This is a genomic window from Caulobacter sp. FV2ye17ST (assembly GCF_058680955.1).
Genome location: NZ_CM178727.1, coordinates 1,593,082 through 1,610,051 on the forward strand (window position 1 = coordinate 1,593,082; position 16,970 = coordinate 1,610,051).

The 16,970-nt window shown below is 67.1% G+C and carries 17 protein-coding genes; 13 read left to right on the plus strand and 4 right to left on the minus strand.

Going from position 1 to position 16,970, the window contains the following annotated elements; all coding sequences use genetic code 11:
- Nucleotides 1–74: 74 nt before the first annotated feature.
- The gene (locus ACW17V_RS07745) at nucleotides 75–242 is read right to left on the minus strand and encodes a hypothetical protein (RefSeq protein WP_492108272.1); all 168 of its coding nucleotides are present in this window, start codon (nucleotides 240–242) and stop codon (nucleotides 75–77) included.
- A 142-nt stretch (nucleotides 243–384) separates the two neighbouring features.
- Here ACW17V_RS07745 and ACW17V_RS07750 point away from each other — a divergent pair, with 142 nt between their 5' ends.
- Nucleotides 385–1,161 carry a methyltransferase domain-containing protein gene (locus ACW17V_RS07750; protein ID WP_492108273.1) on the plus strand — a complete coding sequence of 259 codons (777 nt, stop codon included), beginning with the start codon at nucleotides 385–387 and terminating at the stop codon, nucleotides 1,159–1,161.
- On the opposite strand, the gene ACW17V_RS07755 is transcribed toward ACW17V_RS07750, so the two are convergent.
- Nucleotides 1,139–2,911 (minus strand): patatin-like phospholipase family protein, encoded by a 1,773-nt coding sequence (locus ACW17V_RS07755; protein ID WP_492108754.1) that lies wholly within the window; start codon nucleotides 2,909–2,911, stop codon nucleotides 1,139–1,141. The genes ACW17V_RS07750 and ACW17V_RS07755 overlap by 23 nt on opposite strands.
- A 178-nt stretch (nucleotides 2,912–3,089) precedes the next feature.
- On the opposite strand from ACW17V_RS07755, the gene ACW17V_RS07760 reads away from it, so the two are divergent.
- The 6 genes from ACW17V_RS07760 to ACW17V_RS07785 are packed head-to-tail and all read left to right on the plus strand — an operon-like array spanning nucleotide 3,090 to nucleotide 9,793.
- Nucleotides 3,090–4,682 carry a carboxyl transferase domain-containing protein gene (locus ACW17V_RS07760; RefSeq protein ID WP_492108274.1) on the plus strand — a complete coding sequence of 531 codons (1,593 nt, stop codon included), beginning with the start codon at nucleotides 3,090–3,092 and terminating at the stop codon, nucleotides 4,680–4,682.
- Nucleotides 4,683–4,684: 2 nt separating this feature from the next.
- Nucleotides 4,685–5,227, plus strand: a complete 543-nt coding sequence (locus ACW17V_RS07765; protein ID WP_492108275.1) for a GNAT family N-acetyltransferase — start codon at nucleotides 4,685–4,687, stop codon at nucleotides 5,225–5,227.
- Nucleotides 5,224–6,063 (plus strand): enoyl-CoA hydratase-related protein, encoded by an 840-nt coding sequence (locus ACW17V_RS07770; RefSeq protein ID WP_492108276.1) that lies wholly within the window; start codon nucleotides 5,224–5,226, stop codon nucleotides 6,061–6,063. The genes ACW17V_RS07765 and ACW17V_RS07770 overlap by 4 nt, the downstream gene beginning before the upstream one ends.
- Nucleotides 6,064–6,102: 39 nt before the next feature.
- Nucleotides 6,103–7,404, plus strand: a complete 1,302-nt coding sequence (locus tag ACW17V_RS07775; protein WP_492108277.1) for a DUF3667 domain-containing protein — start codon at nucleotides 6,103–6,105, stop codon at nucleotides 7,402–7,404.
- Between the two features lie 9 nt (nucleotides 7,405–7,413).
- Entirely contained in the window at nucleotides 7,414–9,375 is a 1,962-nt protein-coding gene (locus tag ACW17V_RS07780; protein WP_492108278.1) for an acetyl/propionyl/methylcrotonyl-CoA carboxylase subunit alpha, read from the plus strand.
- Nucleotides 9,376–9,394: 19 nt separating this feature from the next.
- Nucleotides 9,395–9,793: a DUF1489 family protein gene (locus ACW17V_RS07785; RefSeq protein ID WP_492108279.1), complete on the plus strand. Its 399-nt coding sequence runs from the start codon at nucleotides 9,395–9,397 to the stop codon at nucleotides 9,791–9,793.
- Nucleotides 9,794–9,967: 174 nt separating this feature from the next.
- Here ACW17V_RS07785 and panC read toward each other — a convergent pair whose 3' ends face one another.
- Nucleotides 9,968–10,846 (minus strand): pantoate--beta-alanine ligase, encoded by an 879-nt coding sequence (gene panC, locus ACW17V_RS07790; protein WP_492108280.1) that lies wholly within the window; start codon nucleotides 10,844–10,846, stop codon nucleotides 9,968–9,970.
- 201 nt (nucleotides 10,847–11,047) lie between these two features.
- On the opposite strand from panC, the gene mipZ reads away from it, so the two are divergent.
- Complete coding sequence (gene mipZ / locus ACW17V_RS07795; RefSeq protein ID WP_492108281.1) at nucleotides 11,048–11,884, plus strand: division plane-positioning ATPase MipZ; 837 nt, start codon at nucleotides 11,048–11,050, stop codon at nucleotides 11,882–11,884.
- A gap of 39 nt (nucleotides 11,885–11,923) precedes the next feature.
- Nucleotides 11,924–12,349, plus strand: a complete 426-nt coding sequence (locus ACW17V_RS07800) for a J domain-containing protein (protein WP_492108282.1) — start codon at nucleotides 11,924–11,926, stop codon at nucleotides 12,347–12,349.
- A 66-nt stretch (nucleotides 12,350–12,415) separates the two neighbouring features.
- On the opposite strand, the gene ACW17V_RS07805 is transcribed toward ACW17V_RS07800, so the two are convergent.
- Nucleotides 12,416–13,705 carry a D-alanyl-D-alanine carboxypeptidase family protein gene (locus ACW17V_RS07805; protein ID WP_492108283.1) on the minus strand — a complete coding sequence of 430 codons (1,290 nt, stop codon included), beginning with the start codon at nucleotides 13,703–13,705 and terminating at the stop codon, nucleotides 12,416–12,418.
- 287 nt (nucleotides 13,706–13,992) lie between these two features.
- Here ACW17V_RS07805 and ACW17V_RS07810 point away from each other — a divergent pair, with 287 nt between their 5' ends.
- The 4 genes from ACW17V_RS07810 to ACW17V_RS07825 all read left to right on the plus strand — a co-directional run bounded on the left by ACW17V_RS07810 (nucleotide 13,993) and on the right by ACW17V_RS07825 (nucleotide 16,953).
- The gene (locus ACW17V_RS07810) at nucleotides 13,993–14,427 is read left to right on the plus strand and encodes a phasin family protein (protein ID WP_419317328.1); all 435 of its coding nucleotides are present in this window, start codon (nucleotides 13,993–13,995) and stop codon (nucleotides 14,425–14,427) included.
- A gap of 137 nt (nucleotides 14,428–14,564) precedes the next feature.
- Nucleotides 14,565–15,026, plus strand: a complete 462-nt coding sequence (locus ACW17V_RS07815; RefSeq protein ID WP_492108284.1) for a RidA family protein — start codon at nucleotides 14,565–14,567, stop codon at nucleotides 15,024–15,026.
- Nucleotides 15,026–15,799 carry a glycerophosphodiester phosphodiesterase gene (locus ACW17V_RS07820; RefSeq protein WP_492108285.1) on the plus strand — a complete coding sequence of 258 codons (774 nt, stop codon included), beginning with the start codon at nucleotides 15,026–15,028 and terminating at the stop codon, nucleotides 15,797–15,799. The genes ACW17V_RS07815 and ACW17V_RS07820 overlap by 1 nt, the downstream gene beginning before the upstream one ends.
- Complete coding sequence (locus ACW17V_RS07825) at nucleotides 15,796–16,953, plus strand: GNAT family N-acetyltransferase (RefSeq protein ID WP_492108286.1); 1,158 nt, start codon at nucleotides 15,796–15,798, stop codon at nucleotides 16,951–16,953. Before ACW17V_RS07820 ends, ACW17V_RS07825 begins: the two co-directional genes overlap by 4 nt.
- Nucleotides 16,954–16,970: the final 17 nt, after the last annotated feature.

The following is a 16,970-nucleotide window of genomic DNA, read 5'->3' on the forward strand; positions in this document are numbered from 1 at the left end:
GATATGAGCGCGAATTCCGCGAAGAGGGAAGTGGCTATTCTCGCGACCGCTTGACGCAGCCTTGCCGCCTGAAATCAGGACGCCAGCAGCTTGAGGCCCACAACAACCGCCGCCCAGAACAGCAGTGTCGCGCCGATCATCATCGGGCGGGGCAAGTAAAGCCTGTGAGAATGGGGCGGTATCATCCCCGCCGCATCCTTGCGGCGATCAACGACCATCGTGAGCTTGACGGGTCGAGGCATGGATTGGCGTCCTTCCCAAAGGTCTCTCTGTCGGAGACCTGACTTAGATATAGAATGAATCGCGCATTAACCAAGAGGTTAACGGGGGCGGCGCAGTGTCCGCCGCGCGCCAATTGTCGCACCTGAAATGAAGGCCACGCCTATGTCTGCCTGGAACCCCGACATCTATGCCCTGTATCGGAGCTATCGGGAGCGACCGGCGCTGGACCTTTTGACCGCGCTGCCGCGTGACCTGCATCCGGCGGAAATCTGGGACCTGGGCTGCGGCGCGGGGGAGCAGGCCGCTCTGCTGGCGGCCCGACATCCGGAGGCGACGGTGCATGGCCTGGATTCCAGTCCCCAGATGCTGGAGCGGGCGAGGGGACTTTCCAGCCGGGTGGACTGGATCCTGGGCGATATCGCCGGCTTCGCGCCCGAGCGCCCGATCGATCTGCTATTCACCAACGCCGCTCTTCAGTGGGTCGACGACCATGCCGCCCTGTTTCCGCGCCTGGCGAACGCCCTGGCGCCGCGCGGCGTACTGGCCTGTCAGATGCCGCTGGTGACCGACGTGGCCTGGCGAAAGACTCTGGCCGAGATCGTCGCGACCGGCCCCTGGGCGCGGCGGCTGGCGGGCGTCGAGGGGGTGCGGCCATCCCACGATGCGCGCGACTACTACGCCTGGCTGGCGCCGCTGTGTCCCGAGATCGATATCTGGACCACCACCTATCTGCACGCCCTGCACGGCCAGGATCCGATCGTCGACTGGACGATGGGCACGACCCTTTTGCCCTACCTGGACGCCCTGCCCGACGCGGACGAGAAGGCGGCGTTCCTCGACGCCTGGCGGGCGCGGCTGGCGCGCGACTATCCGCGTCGCGCGGACGGCGTGACGCTGTTTCCGTTCACCCGGATGTTCATCCTCGCCCGGCGGCATTGAGCGCGGCGCGGGCGCGTTCGGCCAGGCTGGGGCGGCGGCGCAGGTCGGCGACCGGCCGGTCCAGTCCGTCGAGGGCGATCGCGGCGGCGATCTTGCCGGCCGCCACGGCCGGTGCGAACGCCCGCCAGTCGCGGATGTCGATCTTGTCGAGCTTGGGCGTGATCAGTACATCCGAGGCTTCCCGGCTGGCGGCCAGATCGCGGCCGGTCGAGACGGTCGCGGCGCGCATCAGCAGGGCCACGATGGGCGGTCCCTTGCGCCACTCGCCCGACCAGATCCACTTCCACAGGGACGGCGGCGTGACCACGTCCTCGTCGGTGATGCTGCGGCCGCGCGTGACGTCCACCCCGACGATGGGGCCCAGCTGGAAGGCGCGCATGACGTCGGCCGGGAAGTTCTTCATCACCGCGCCGTCGACCAGCACGGCGCCGTTCTCGCACACCGGCGGCAGGACGCCGGGCAGGGAGATCGAGGCGCGCAGGGCGTCGTGCAGTCGGCCGCGCCGGTGCAGGTGATAGGATCCCGAGGTCAGGTTCGAGGAGACACAGAAGAACGGCAGCCACAGGTCGCTGATCTGGACGTCGCCGAAGTGCTCCTGCAGCCGCGCCTTGACCTTGTCGCCGCGGGTCATGGCGATCATCGGGAAGGCGATGTCGTCGACAGGGCTGGATTCGACGAAGGCCTTGCGGATACGGGTCTCCATCTCGCCGTCGTCCCAACCCATGGCCAGGCCGGCCGCGATCACCGCGCCCATCGAGGCTCCGCCGACGAAGTCGATGGGTATGCCGCGCTCGCGCAGGGCCTCGATGGCGCCGATATGGGCATAGGCGCGTGCGCCGCCGCCCGAGAGCACCAGGCCCACCGACTGGCCGGTCAGCACTCTGGCCAGACGCTCCACGTCGGCCATGCCGTTCTCGCGCAGATGGAACAGCCGCGCCGCTTTGGTGGCCTCCATCCAGGCCTCGGAGCCCTGGGGTTGCTTGAGGCTGCCCGACTGCAGCAGGATCAGGTCGACAAGGCGCTGGGCCTGCAGCGGGCCGGAGGCATAGGACGGAATGGTCGCCGGCGGCTGGCGCTCGCCGCGCCCGACCCGGAACAGGCGGTCGACCTGCCGGCCCACCACATGTTTCCATTGGGTCTCGTCAGCCTCGGCCACATAGAGGACGAAGTCGTGCTCGCGCTCGACATTGCTGAACCACTCGGTCGGCGCCAGCTGCGACTCGGCGCCCTCGACCGTCACCGAATAGCCCAGGGCTTCCATGCAGCGCGCCAGCCGTTCGACGACGGGCCGGATCGCCTGGCCCGCTTCGACAGCGATGAAGCCGAAGACCGATGGATCGCCGATCGCCGCATGGGTCTGGGCCTGGCGGGCGCGGCGGATCATCAGCCGCGACAGTTCCAGCATCACCTTGGGGTCGCGCTCGGCCGCCTCGAAGAAGTCGGCGCGGGGCAGGGCCAGCACTTCGCTGTCGCGCAACGCTACCAGGTTGGCCGAGTGCGGCGTGCCGCCGATCAGGGCCATCTCGCCGGCCGGCTCGCCTGGACGGATCACCCCCAGGAACTGCGGCTCCTGGCCTTCCTCGCGCCGGAAGGCGCCCAGGCGACCGGTGCGCAGGAAATACAGTTGGTCGGCCTGCTCGCCCGGGGCATACAGCGTCGCGCCACCAGGCAGAGAGAACCACGACGCCACCCCGTCGCGCCGCTCACGGGCGAACAGGCGCGCCAGAGCTGAGTCGTCGAAGGCGTCCAGAGTCGTTCCCACGACGGGACGCTAGCTTGAATGGCAAGGCTTGACCATCGGGGCGCGATCGGTCCGACTGTCGCGCCCTGGATACGACCGTTCGCGGAGGGTTTTCGCGGATTAGTGGATGGCGAGAGGCGAAAACTACCGCCTTTCGGGTTTGAATGTAAAAGGCTATGCCGCTCACATGCCGAAGCTGAACTCCGTTATCGATCCGTCCGGCGAGACCTTCGCCCGCAACGCCATCCACAATCGCGGACTTGTCGAAGAGTTGCGCCAGCGGGTGGCCACGGCCGCCCTGGGGGGCTCTGAAGCGACCCGCCAGCGCCACGTGGCGCGCGGCAAGCTGTTGCCGCGCCAGCGGGTCGAGCGTCTGCTGGATCCGGGTTCGCCGTTCCTCGAGATCGGCCAGCTGGCCGCCTGCGACCTCTATGACGGCGAGGCTCCTGGGGCCGGCGTCATCACCGGCATCGGCCGGGTGTCGGGTCGCGAGGTGATGATCGTCGCCAATGACGCCACCGTGAAGGGCGGCGCCTATTTCCCGATGACGGTGAAGAAGCACCTGCGCGCCCAGGAGATCGCGGCCCAGAACCGGCTGCCGTGCGTCTATCTGGTCGACAGCGGCGGCGCGAACCTGCCCCACCAGGCCGAGGTGTTCCCCGACCGCGACCATTTTGGCCGCATCTTCTTCAATCAGGCCCGGATGAGCGCGGCGGGCATCGCCCAGATCGCCTGCGTCATGGGCTCATGCACCGCCGGCGGCGCCTATGTGCCGGCGATGAGCGACGAGACCGTCATCGTCCGCGACCAGGGCACCATCTTCCTGGCCGGTCCGCCGCTGGTGAAGGCCGCCACGGGTGAGGTCATCTCGGCCGAGGAACTGGGTGGGGCCGACACCCACGGTCGCCGGTCGGGCGTCGTCGATCACGTAGCCAATGATGACGAGCACGCGCTGGAGATCGTCCGCTCGATCATCGCCAATCTCAACACCACGAAGCCAGCCGAGCTGGTGATCACCGAAACCAGGGCGCCGCTGTTCGACGCCGAGGAACTGTACGGTATCGTCCCGACCGACGTCCGCGCGCCTTATGACGTGCGCGAGGTCATCGCCCGCATCGTCGACGGCAGCGAGTTCGACGAGTTCAAGGCGCTTTATGGCACGACCCTGGTCTGCGGCTTCGCCCGCATCTGGGGGCAGCCGGTGGCGATCCTGGCCAATAACGGGGTGCTGTTCAGCGAAAGCGCCGTCAAGGGCGCGCACTTCATAGAACTGGCCTGCAAGCGCAAGATTCCATTGGTCTTTCTGCAGAACATCTCGGGCTTCATGGTCGGCGGCAAGTACGAGGCCGGCGGCATCGCCAAGGACGGCGCCAAGCTGGTCACGGCGGTCGCCTCGGCCGAGGTGCCCAAGTTCACCGTCCTGATCGGCGGCAGTTTCGGGGCCGGCAACTACGGCATGTGCGGCCGGGCCTACAGCCCGCGCTTCCTGTTCACCTGGCCCAACAGCCGAATCTCGGTGATGGGCGGCGAGCAGGCCGCCAGCGTGCTGGCCACCGTCCACCGCGACGCCGGCAAGTGGACGGACGAGGAGGCCGAGGCCTTCAAGGCCCCGATCCGCCAGAAGTACGAGGACGAGGGCAATCCCTACCACGCCACTGCTCACCTCTGGGATGACGGCATCATTGATCCTGCGCAAACCCGCGACGTCCTGGGTCTGGCCATATCGGCCAGCCTCAACGCGCCGATTCCGGAGACGACGTTCGGCGTCTTCAGGATGTAGCCATGCCGACGCCGCCGCATTCTCGACTGCTGCCCTGGACTGAGGCGCTGTTCCCGGCTTGGGAAGCGCTGAACCGCGATCCGTTGGTCGCCCAGTGGCTGGGCGGCGCGATGGACGCCGAGCGCAGCCGCTCGACCTTCGAACGGGTGGCGGCGCACATCGCGGACAAGGGCTGGGGCGTCTGGGCTGTGTTGGATGAGGCCGGCGAGGCCGTGGGCGCGGCGGGGCTGCATGTCCTGGACGGCGAGTTCGGGGTCGAGGGCGTCGAGGCCCTGTGGCGTCTGAGGTCCGACGCCGTGGGGCGCGGCCTGGTCTCTGGCGTCATGCCGGCGATCCTCGCCGACGGCTTCGCGCGTTTGCCCGTCGACGAGATCTTGGCCTTTACGGCCCGCTCGAACGTTCGGTCCCAGGCGGTCATGCGGCGGTTGGGTTTCCTGCGCGACGAGCGCCGGGATTTCGATCATCCGGGCCTGTCTCGGGACCACCCGCTGCGACCGCATGTGATGTACTGTCTGCCCAGAGTTCAGGAAGGCCCAGACCGATGACCAACCCTATCGCCGATCCGATTGTCGAAGTTCCCGACACCGACGCCGTGAGCCCGCTGGTTCACCTGGAAAGCACGCCCGAAGGGGCGGTGACCGTCTGGATCAACCGGCCCGAAAAGAAGAACGCTTTTGATGCGGCGACCATTGCGGCCGTGCGCGAGGCGTTCGAGACCCTGCACGGCGCCGAGGGCGTCCGGGTGGTGTTCCTGCGCGGCATGGGCGGGGCGTTCAGCGCCGGCGCCGACCTGAGCTGGATGGCCGACGCGGTCGACTGGAGCGAGGACGACAACCGTCTCGACGCTCTGGAGCTGGCCCACATGCTCAAGGCCCTGCACGACGTGCCGGCCCTGACCGTGGCCCTGGTCGAAGGCCCGGCGTTCGGCGGCGGCGCCGGTCTGGTCGCGGCCTGTGATCACGCCATGGCCACGGCGGACGCCACCTTCAGCTTCTCGGAGGTCAAGCTGGGCCTCACCCCCGCGACCATCAGCCCCTATGTCATCGCGGCCCTGGGCCCGCGCACGGCCAAGCTGCTGTTCGCCACGGGTCGGGTGTTTGATGCGGATGCGGCCTGGAGCTACGGCCTGGTCGATGAAGTGTTCGACGATGTCGCCGGCCTTGAGGTGGCGCGCGACGCCCTGATCGAGGAGATGTCCGCCTGCGCCCCCGGCGCGATCGGCGACGCCAAGGCGCTGGTCAACGACTTTGCTGATCAGAAACTCGACAAGGGCCTGGTCGAGGAGACCGCCAAGCGCATCGCGCGCCGCCGCGTCTCCGAAGAGGGCCAGGAAGGGGTGCGCGCCTTCCTCGCGCGTCGTAAACCGGCCTGGTCAATCTAGGCGCGATTCACGACACGACTTCAGGGGACCGGGGGCGGTATGACGGGTGAACTCGAAGCGGCGACGGCGGACTCCATCACGGATGTCTTCCGGGGCAGAAAGAAGAAGCCTTTCGACGGGCAGGGCCAGCCCTGCGCGAACTGCGGAACGACGCTGGAAGGCTGGTATTGCCATTCCTGCGGCCAGAACGCCGACACCCATCACCGCACGATCCTGCACCTGATCTGGGAAGCCATCGAGGGGATGTTCCACCTCGATGGCCGCCTGGCCAAGACCCTGCCGCTGCTGCTGTTCAAGCCCGGCGTGCTGGCCAAGGACTATATGGAAGGCCGGATCGCGCGGCATGTCCCGCCGTTCCGCACGTTCCTTGTGGCTCTGCTGTTGTTCATCTTCGCGGCCGAGCACGCGATCCATGAGATCAAGCACCAGGATGAGGTCGCGGCAGAGCACCGCGCCGCTGAGTTGGCGACGCCGGAGGGCCGAGCCAAGGTAGCCGCTAGACGGCGCGCCGAGGCGGTCGAAGTGCGCGACGAGTCCTTGAAAGAGGCCGCGAGCGAGCGTGACGAAGCGCTGAAGGATCCCGACCAGGACAAGGCCAGTGTTGCCGCCAGCTATGCCGAGGATGTCCAAAAGGTTCAGGACCGCTATGCGGCGAAGATCGCCAGGGCCGACGCTATCGAAAAAGACCCCAAGGTCGCGCAGGAGCTCGCGCACAAGCTGACGGGCAAGGCCGCCGCCGACCAGATCCGCAGCCTGTCATTAGAGCAGGGGCCAGACGCCCTGGGAGCCCAGGCCCAGGCCATGGCCGAAGACAGTCCGCACGGCAGGCCCGTAACCAGGCCCGCGGTGATCTATTCCGAGACCAAGGCGCACTCCAGCAACACCGTCAATTTCCAGAGCCCCGTGGTCAATGGCAACTGGCTCAAGGAGCGCACGGCCAAGGCCGTCGAGAACCCGGACTACTACATCCTGGTCATGTTCGGCTGGGCGCATCGTCTGGCGGTGCTGCTGCTGCCGATCATGGGCCTCAGCCTGGCGCTGGTCTATGTCAACAAGCGCCAGTACTTCATCTACGACCACCTGCTGGTGGCCACCAACCTGCTGTCGTTCTCATTCCTGGCTAACGCCCTGGGTCTGATTCTACCGCACGCCGTGCAGGCGATGTATTTCGGCATCCTGTCGCTGTGGGTGCCGATCAATCTCTTCCAGACCCTGCGCGGCGGTTATGGCTCCAGCATTTTTGGCGCGCTGCTCAAGACCTTTATCGTCTGGATCATGAGCGCCACGGCCTTCGGGATCCTGGTGGTCGGCTTGATGATTTTCACTCTTTACCAAATGTAGGCCCAGCCCTTGATCTCTTCCGTCCTCATCGCCAATCGCGGCGAAATTGCCCGCCGGATCATCCGCACAGCTCGCGAGCTGGGCGTGCGGACCATCGCGGTCTATTCCGAGGCCGACGCCGACGCGCCGTTCGTGATGGAGGCCGACAGCGCCATCCTGATCGGCGCGGCCCCGGCGCGGGAGAGCTATCTGGTCCCGGAGAAGATCCTGGCGGCCGCAAAGCAGATGGGCGCCGAGGCGATCCACCCCGGCTATGGTTTCCTGTCCGAGAACGCCGACTTCGCCCAGGCGGTGCTCGATGCGGGTCTGGTCTGGATCGGTCCGCCGCCGTCGGCGATCCGCGCCATGGGCCTGAAGGACGCCGCCAAGAAGGTGATGATCGCCGCCGGCGTGCCCACGACTCCCGGCTATCTGGGTGATGACCAGTCGGTCGAGCGTCTCTCGAAGGAAGCGGCCATCATCGGCTACCCCGTGCTGATCAAGGCCGTGGCGGGCGGCGGCGGCAAGGGCATGCGCAAGGTGCTGGCGGCCGCTGACTTCGCCGAAGCCCTGGCCTCATGCCAGCGCGAGGCGGCCGCCAGCTTCGGCGACCAGCGCGTGCTGCTGGAGAAATACGTCACTCGCCCGCGCCACATCGAGGTGCAGGTGTTCGGCGACAGCCACGGCAATGTCGTCCACTTGTTCGAGCGCGACTGCTCGCTGCAGCGCCGTCACCAGAAGGTCATCGAGGAGGCTCCGGCCCCCGGCATGGACGAGGCCACCCGCCAGGCCGTCTGCGCCGCCGCCGTCAAGGCCGCTAAGGCCGTGAACTATGTGGGCGCCGGCACGGTCGAGTTCATCGCCGACGCCAGCGAGGGCCTGCGCGCCGACCGCATCTGGTTCATGGAGATGAACACCCGGCTGCAGGTCGAGCATCCGGTCACCGAGATGGTCACCGGCCAGGACCTGGTCGAGTGGCAGCTGCGGGTCGCCTCGGGCGAGCCCCTGCCGCTGGAGCAGGACGAGATCACGCTGGACGGCTGGGCCATGGAGGCGCGCCTCTATGCCGAGAACCCGGTCACCGGCTTCCTGCCCAGCACCGGCAAGCTGAAGCATTTCCGCCTGCCCGAGGGCGACGTGCGCGTCGACAGCGCGGTGGAGGAGGGCGGCGAGGTCACGCCCTTTTACGACCCGATGATCGCCAAGCTGATCGCCCATGGCGTCGATCGCGAGGACGCCGCCCATCGTCTGGCCGAGGCTTGCGGCCTGGTCGAGGTGTGGCCCGTCAAGACCAACGCCGCCTTCCTGGCCCGCTGCGCCAGCCATCCGGACTTCGTCGAGGGGCGGGTCGATACCGGCTTCATCGAAGCGCGGCTGGACGAACTGGTCGAGCGTACGTTCTCTGACGCCCCGACTCTGGCGGCCATCGGCCAGCATCTGGAACGCTTCATGGACGCCGATCAGCCCAAGGCCGATCCGTTCGTCAGCGCGCCGTCGCGTCTGCTGGGCTTCCGCATGAACGCGCCGCGCGCGGCCATGGACCTGCCGATGAGCATCGACGGCCGCAAGGTCCCGTTGCGCGTCGCCCTGGCCGGTGGCCGCGGTGATGACTGGTCCTGGGACATCACCGTCGAGGACGGCCGTGCTCTGGACGATGTCGATGTCCTGCCCGGCGCGCATGGCGATGGCCCCCTGCGGGTGTTCGAGGGCGGCGACGTTCAGGAGTTCGACTTCAGCTATCAGGGCGGCGGCGCCCATTCGGCCGCCTCGGACGGCGCGATCCTGTCGCCCATGCCGGGCAAGATCGTCTCGGTCGCGGTCGAGGCCGGCCAGAGCGTCGTCAAGGGCCAGACCCTGCTGACGCTTGAGGCCATGAAGATGGAGCACGCCCTGGCCGCGCCGTTCGACGGCGTGGTCGCCGAGCTTTCTGCGGTCGCCGGCGGTCAGGTCAGCGAGGGCGTGGTGCTGGCCAGGCTGGAACCGGCCGCCTGATCCGCGCTATCACCCGCCCATGCCCCTGCACATCATCAAGCTGGTCGTCGGTTGCGACACGATCGACGACCTCGTCGCCTGGCACAAGGCCGGCGAGCCGTGGATCATGCACACCCGCATGACGCCCAAGCGCGTCGACGAGGTGCTGGACGGCGGCTCGCTCTATCGCGTGTTCAAGGGCCAGATCCTGTGCCGCCAGAAGATCCTGGCCATCGACACGGTGGGCGAGGGCGCGGCCAAGCGCTGCGAGGTGACGGTCGACCCGCCGATCATCCGCGTGGTTCCGCAGCCCAGGCGGGCCTTTCAGGGCTGGCGCTATCTGCCGGCCGAGGATGCGCCGGCCGATCTGACGGAAAGTGAGGCCGCCGACATGCCTCTGGACCTGGCCCGTCAGCTGCGTGAACTGGGCGCCTGGTAGATTTTAACGCGATCGTTAGCAAAAAAACAACCCCAAGGCGTGCATCCTGCTTGCAGAGGCATAGAGGGCAAGTCGATGAGGGCGTTGTACGCAGTGATCGGCGTGGGTCTGATGTTCGTCAGTCTGGTCGTGGGGCTGCTGATCGCGCTGCACCCGATGGACTGATCCTGCGGGTCAGCCCACGGCCATGTTGTCGATCAGGCGGGTCTTGCCCAGCCAGGCGGCCACCAGGATGCGGCCGTGCGCGTCTCCGATCGGTCCGGGACCCAGCTTGGACAGATCAGAGGCCTCGCGGATATCCAGATAGTCGATCTGGCCAAAGCCGGCGCTGCTCAGCGCGGCCTTGCCCGCGGCTTCCGCCTCATCAATGCGTCCGCCTTCCGCCACGGCCTGGGCCGCGGCGCGCAGGGCTCTCGGAAGGGCGGCGGCGATCTGGCGTTCCTCGGCCGACAGATAGGCGTTGCGGGAAGACAGGGCCAGGCCATCGTCAGCGCGGGCGGTGGGCGCCGAAACGATCTCGACCGGCAGATCAAGGTCCCGGACCAGCCGCTTGATGACCTGCAGCTGCTGGTAGTCCTTCTCGCCGAACACGGCGTAGTCGGCCTGACACTGGATCAGCAGCTTGGCCACCACGGTCGCCACGCCGCCAAAGAACTGCGGACGGGCCGCGCCTTCCAGCGGCTCGGACACGCCCGAAACATTGATCGCGGTCGAAAAGCCCGGCGCATACATCTCGGCGGCCGAGGGGGCGAACATCAGGTCGCAGCCGACCGAGGCCAGCTTTTCGGCGTCGGCGGCCTCGCCGCGCGGATAGGCGTCGAAATCCTCATGCGGGGCGAACTGTCTGGGGTTGACGAAGACGCTGGCCACGGTGCGCCGCGCCCGGGTCTGGCCCAGCTTGACCAGGGTCAGATGTCCCTCGTGCAGGGCGCCCATGGTCGGGATCAGGGCGACCTGGTCGCCGGCGGCCTTCCAGGCGGCGACCTGGGCGCGCAGATCGGCGACGGTGCGAACGATGGTTGGGGAAACTGGGGTCGGGGAAGCTTGGGGCATCGACGGCCTCCTTTGCGAACAGGCGTGGCTTATGGCCGAGCGGCGCGGCGGCGTCTACTGCGCCGCACAATAGGCGACCCGTGCGCCACCCCTGCGACAAAAGGGCCTGTGGAACAATGCGATGACCTCTCGGCTGAGCCGTTGCGTGCATGTTAACCTTTCATTGACCGCGCGAGTCGCGGCGAACGAAGGAGCGAGCACATGGCTGAAACGCGCGTGATCGTGGTCGGCAACGAGAAGGGCGGGGCGGGCAAGTCCACCATCGCCGTGCATCTCGTGACGGCCCTGCTTTACGGCGGCGCCAAGGTGGCGGTGATCGACCTGGACCTGCGCCAGTGCACCTCCATGCGCTTTTTCGAGAACCGCCGCGCCTGGCTGGAGAACAAGAAGCTTCCGCTTCCCGAGCCGATCCAGCTTCGCCTCAGCGAGGACGACATCGCCCTGGCCGCCGCGCCCGAGAGCGAGCAGATCGAGCGCTTCGAGATCGCCTTCGCCCGCGGGCTGGAAGAGGCCGATTTCGTCCTGATCGACACGCCCGGCGGTGACACCGCCATCTCGCGCCTGGCCCATGGTCGCGCGGACCTGATTGTCACCCCGATGAACGACAGCTTCGTCGATTTCGACATGCTGGGTCACGTCGATCCGGTGACCATGGAACTGACCACGCCCAGCCTCTATTCCCAGTCCGTCTGGGAAGCCCGCAAGGCGCGCGCCATGAGCGGCCAGCGCCAGGCGCTGGACTGGGTGGTGCTGCGCAACCGCCTGGCCACCACCGAGGCCCGTAACCGCAAGCGTCTGGAAGACCGCCTTACGTCGCTGGCCAAACGGGTCGGCTTTCGCATGGGCCCTGGCCTGCGCGACCGGGTGATCTATCGCGAACTGTTCCCCTTCGGCCTGACCATCGCCGACCTGTCGCCCCAGGTTCGCCCGGTGCCGGTGTCGCTGCAGCACCTGGCCGCCCGCCAGGAACTGCGCGCCCTGATGCATTCGCTTGGTCTTTCGGCCTATTCCGGGGAAACTCTGCTCGCCGCTCAGTAGGGGCCCCTCGGGGGCTGCCTGAGCGCGTCCGGATTTGTGATGATCTATCTGTTGCTTGGCGGCATCGTGCTGGCCCTGGTGTTCTGGGGCAGCCGAAAGCCGTTCCTAAAAGGGGATGGCTGGCGCGTGGGCGCCGGCGTCGTCGCCTTGGCCGCCTTTGCGGGCGCGGCCTACACCACCATTCGCGGCGGCTGGGGCACGGGTATCGTCCTGGGCATTGTCGGTCTTTGGAGCGCCTCCGAGGCGCGTCGGCGACCTGCGATCCGCAAGCCTGCGTCGCCCGCTATGTCCGGGCCGACCCTGACCGAAGCCCGCTCGATCCTTGGCGTCGGACCTGACGCCACCGCCGAGGAAATCCGCTCAGCCCATGCCCGCCTGATCCGTCTGGCCCACCCCGACAAGGGCGGCACGGCGGGGCTGGCGGCCCAGCTCAATGCGGCGCGCGATCGTCTTCTGAAGCCCTAGCGGTCAAGAAAAGAGCCCGGGCGCTGGGCGCTCCGGGCTCGATTCGATGTCCGATCTGAGCCGGGATCAGCGCGGTGACAACACCATACAGGGCTGGCGCCTGGCCGTGATCGCGGCGCAGGTGCTGCGGGCGGCTTCGGCCGTCAGCCCCTGGAACTGGGCGCGGAATGCGCCGCCGGCCGCGCCTTCGACGGCGCCCTCGGCGTCGGCCACGAACTTGGCGAAGCGACCACGCACCAGGGTCAGCTGCTTGCTGGCCAGGCTCTTGGACTTGAAGGCCCCGACCTGAACGGCCCATTCGCCCTTGGGCTTCTTGGCGGCCTTGAGGGTGGGGGAGACCTTCACCGGCTGAGCGCGCGGCGAATCTGTCAGCACGATCTTCAGGCCCGACTGCTCGCCGTCGCCCTGTTCGATCGAAGGCCGCATGATCGGACCGTTCGGCTCGGTCTCATAAAGGTTGGCCGCGATGGTGGTGCGGTCGCCGTGGGCGCGGCGCTTGAGGACCTCGAAGCCGGTCAGCAGCAGGTCTTCCATGTTGTTGTCGCGCCAGGCGGTCGACGAGCCGCCCAGGACCACGGCGATCAGGCGACGACCGTCGCGCACGGCCGAGCCGGCGAGATTGTAGCCCGAGGCGTTGGTGTAGCCGGTCTTGAGACCGTCGAAGCCGTTCATGCTGTCGAGCAGGCGGTTGTGGCCGCGGATCGTATTGCCCCGGAACGAGAACGATTTGACGCTGAAGTAGCTGTAGTACTGCGGGAAGTCGCGCATCGTGGCGCGTGACAGGATGGCCAGGTCGCGGGCGGTGCTGATCTGGCGACTGTCGGGCAGGCCCGAGGCGTTCACGAAGCGGGTGTTGCGCATGCCCAGTTCCTGGCCGCGCAGGGTCATCAGGGCGGCGAATCGCGCCTCGCTGCCGGCCAGCTTCTCAGCCATGGCCACGGCGACGTCGTTGGCGGACTTTACCGTCATGGCGCGAATGGCTTCGTCCACGCTGATGCTGTCGCCGGCCGGAAGGCCCAGCTTGGTCGGCGCCTGGGCGGCGGCGCGCGGGGTGATGACAACGCGGTCGGTGGGCTTCATGCGACCTTCGCTGAGCGCCTCGAAGGCGAGGTACAGCGTCATGACCTTGGTCACCGAAGCCGGATAGCGGGGGCTGTCGGCGCGCTTGTCATAGAGCACCTCGCCCGAATTGGCGTCGATCACGATGGCCGCGTATTTCGGCTCTGCGGCGTTCAGCTGCAGGTACGGGATCTGGGCCGAAGCGCTGGTCGTGGGGACCAGAGCGCTGATCACGCACGAAAGCACCAAGCCAACGGTGGCGAGAATTGTGCGGGCGGAGCGAAGCTTGGCGAACATGAATGAGCGTCCGTCATTTGAACTGAGCGGTTCCGCACCGCCACACGCGTGACCCTAGCATGAACTGACCCGCCTTTAGCCAAAGTAAACAACCGGTGAGCGATGTTGTCGCGGGTGCGGAAAAAACGAGCGCGTTGCGGTCGCGCTTCAGCATGACGCTAGGTCATGGTGCGCTGCACAATTTTCTTGACTGCTGCACTGCAACATGGCAAATCGGCGTTGTCCCAAGCGCATGGGGCTGCTCGCACAGCTTCGCCATGCCCCGCCAAATTGCCAGGAGACTCCCCATGGCCGCCGCCGAAACGATGAAGAAGACCGTCGAACAGTTCAGCACCGCCTCGAACCAGGCTTTCAAGGACGGCGTCGAGAAGTCGCTGGCCGCCTTGGCGGAAGCCAATACCGTTTCCAAGAAGAACCTCGAAGCCGTTGTCGCTTCGGTGACCGCCGCCACCAAGGGCGCTGAAGCCCTGGGCGCCGAGACCTTCGCCTACTCCAAGAAGGCCGCCGAAGATCAGGTCGCCGCCGTGAAGTCGCTGGCCGGCGCCAAGAGCGTCCAGGAAGCCATGGAACTGCAGACGACCTGGGCCAAGTCGGCTCTGGAAGCCTACATCGCCCAGATGAGCAAGGCTTCGGAGATCGTTTCGGCTTCGATCAAGGATTCGATGAAGCCGCTGAACGAACGCGCCAGCGCCGCTGTCGAAAAGTTCCAGGCCGCCCGCTAAGGCGACCTTACGAGACCGCGTCTGGCGCGGTCCCGGCAGACAAGATTGAAAGGCCCGAGCCGGTAGCGGTTCGGGCCTTTTTTCTTGTGCCCGCCCTTTGCGGCGTTAAGCATTGCGGCTCGTGAATGGAGTGCGTGATGTCGAAGATCGATGACCGTCTGAGCGAGCTTGGCGTGGTGCTGCCGCAGCCTGTGGCTCCCGTGGCCAACTATGTGCCGTTCGTGCGGTCCGGAAACCTGATCCACATCTCCGGCCAGATCTCGCTGGACGCTTCGGGTGGCATCAAGGGCACGGTCGGCGTCGACGTCGATCTGGAAACCGCCCAGAAAGCCGCGCGTCTGTGCGGGATCAACCTGCTGGCCCAGATGAAGGCCGCCTGTGACGGCGACCTCGACCGGGTGGTGCGGGTGGTCAAGCTGGGCGGCTTCGTTCAGGCCGGCCCCGACTTCATCGACATTCCCAAGGTGGTCAACGGCTGCTCGGACCTGATGGTCGAGGTGCTGGGCGACGCCGGACGCCACGCCCGCTCGGCGGTCGGTGTCTATCGCCTGCCGCTGGGCTTCGCGGTCGAGGTCGACGCCGTGGTGGAGATCGCCTGATGCGTGTTCACGAGCGTCCCTCGACCGAGGTGTTTGGCGAGGCCTGGGAGCGCTTGTTCGAACCCGCCATCGCCCACAGGGGGCTTTGGACCCCCGGTGGCGCGCCCGAAAACTCCCTGGCCGCGTTCCAGGCGGCCTGCGCGCGGGGCTATGCGATCGAGCTTGATGTCCAGCTGACGGCCGATGGCGAGGCGGTGGTCTTCCATGACGATCGGCTGGACCGTCTGACCGGCAGGGAAGGGCGCCTGCGCGACCACACGGCCGCCGACCTCGGCGCCATGGCGCTTTGCGGAACCGATGAGACCATTCCCACCCTGGCCGACACCCTGACCCTGATCGGTCACCGGGCCATGGTCTATATCGAGCTGAAGACCCCGTTCGGCGAGGTCGGCGAGCTTGAGAAGCGGGTCTCTGAAGTGCTGATCGATCACAACGGCCCCATCGCCGTGATCGGTTTCAATCCCTATTCCCACGCCTGGTTCGCCGATCACCATCCGCAGATCCTGCGCGGCCTGGATTCCTACAGCTGGAATGACGACGGGGCCCGCAAGTTGGCGCCGGAGATGCGCCGCTCGCTGGCCGCTTTGGAGCAGGTCGAGATCGCCCGGCCCGACTTTCTGGCCCTGGGCCTGGACATGCTGCCCAGCGCCCGCGCCGACCTCCATCGCGCCAAGGGCATGCCGGTGATCGCCTGGACGGTGCGCTCGCCCGAGCAGTGGGAGGCCGTCAGCGACCATTGCGACAACCTGATCTTCGAGGGCTTTGAGGCGTGACTTCGGTCAAGGCGGCGGTTCGCGTCCATCGCGAGATCGCCGAGATCGGCCGCGAAGCCTGGGACGCCTGCGCCGCGCCTACCGGCGATCCCTTCGTCAGCTATGATTTCCTGTCGATCCTGGAGGAAAGCGGCTGTGTCGCCGCGCGTAAGGGCTGGGCGCCGCAGCATCTGTCGGTCGAAGACGAGGAGGGCGCCGTCGCGGGCGTCATGCCCCTCTATCTGAAGTCTCATAGCCAGGGCGAGTACGTCTTCGACCATTCCTGGGCCGACGCCTATGAGCGGGCGGGCGGACGCTACTATCCCAAGCTCCAGTGCTCTTCGCCGTTCTCGCCGGTGACCGGCTCGCGCCTGATCGTGCGACCCGATGTCGATGCCGACGACGGCCGCTCAGCCCTGCTGGGCGGGGCCCTGACCCTGTGCGAACGCATGGGCGCCTCATCGCTGCACGTGACCTTTCCCCGGGCCGACGAATGGGAATGGATGGGCCAGCGCGGGCTGCTGCTGCGGCAGGACCAGCAGTATCACTGGGAAAACGCCGGCTACGCGACCTTCGACGACTTCCTGATGGCCCTGTCGTCCAACCGCCGCAAGACCATCCGTCGCGAGCGGCGCGACGCCCAGGACGGGCTGGAGATCGTGGCCCTGACCGGCGATGAACTGACCGAAGAGCACTGGGACGCTTTCTTCGGTTTCTACATGGACACCGGCAGCCGCAAGTGGGGCCGGCCCTATCTGAACCGGCGGTTCTATTCGCTGCTGGGTCAGCGGATGGCCGACAAGGTCCTGCTGTTGATGGCCCGTCGTCCGGGCGGCCCGTGGATCGCCGGGGCCCTGAACCTGCTGGGCCGCGACTGCCTGTATGGTCGCCACTGGGGCTGCGCCGAGGACGTGCCGTTCCTGCATTTCGAGCTCTGCTACTATCAGGCCATAGAGCACGCGATCCGCCTGGGCCTGCCCCGCGTCGAGGCCGGCGCCCAGGGCCAGCACAAGATCGCTCGCGGCTATCTCCCCAGTCCGGTTTATTCGGCCCACTGGATCGCCGACCCGATGCTGCGCGAGCCGGTCGCCCGCTATCTTGAGCGCGAGCGCGTGGCGGTCGACGCCGAGATGGAGATGCTGTCCGAGGAATATTCCCCCTTCAAGAAGAGCTAGATTACTATCTGAACGTG